Here is an 876-nt window from a genome sequence, read left to right on the forward strand (position 1 = left end):
CCCGACCGCCGCCAGCAGCAGACCGGGCACCAGCCTGCGCGCACCTCGGCCGGGCTCCCGGGACAACCGCTGGTCGGAACTCACACCTCCGATCCTCGGTGCCGCCGGTACGGCGCGGTAGTGGTCAGTCGACTGCCTGCTCATACCCTCTGGTTATGACCCGCCTGCCCGACCCCGACTCCCTCCGCCTGCTGGTGCTCATCGGGGAACTGGGCAGCCTCGGGCGCGCCGCGACCGAAGTCGGCGTCGCGCAGCCCTCGGCGAGCAAGCGGCTCTCCGCGCTGGAACGCCTCCTCGGGCTGGTGCTGGTCGACCGGACACGGCGGGGCTCCACCCTGACCCCCGACGGCGTGCTGGTCGCGGGATGGTCCCGACGGGTGCTCGACGAGATGGGGGCGCTGGCCACCGGCGCGGAGGCCCTGCGCGCCAAACGGGACGCGGAGTTGCGGGTCGCGGCCAGCATGACCCTCGCCGAACACCTGGTCCCCGCGTGGATCGGTGAACTCCGCCGGTACCGGCCCCAGCTCTACGTCGGCCTTCAGGTCGTCAACAGCGAGCAGGTCATCGAGGCGGTCAGCGGGGGCGAGGTCGACCTGGGGTTCGTCGAGACACCGAGAACTCCCCCGGGGCTGGCCACCCGCGTCGTCGCGCAGGACCGTCTTGTCGTCGTCGTCCCCCCGGGGCACGACTGGGCGGGTCGATCCGCACCGCTCGCCGCGGCCGAGCTGTCCGGCACCCCCCTGGTGCTGCGGGAGCACGGGTCCGGGACGCGGGAGACCCTCGACCACGAGCTGCGCCGGGCGGGTGTTCCGGCCGGGACCGCGCTGGTGGAACTCGGTTCGGCGACGGCGGTGCGCGGGGCGGTGGTGGCGGGGG

1 protein-coding gene is annotated in these 876 nt (G+C 74.2%); it reads left to right on the forward strand.

What is annotated here, in order from left to right; all coding sequences use genetic code 11:
• Positions 1-155 precede the first annotated feature (155 nt).
• The coding region (locus tag ACTIDRAF_RS0223775; RefSeq protein WP_016701185.1) for a LysR family transcriptional regulator at positions 156-876 on the forward strand (721 nt) is incomplete at its 3' end.

This window comes from Actinoalloteichus spitiensis RMV-1378 (assembly GCF_000239155.1).
Classification (GTDB): Bacteria; Actinomycetota; Actinomycetes; order Mycobacteriales; family Pseudonocardiaceae; genus Actinoalloteichus_B; species Actinoalloteichus_B spitiensis.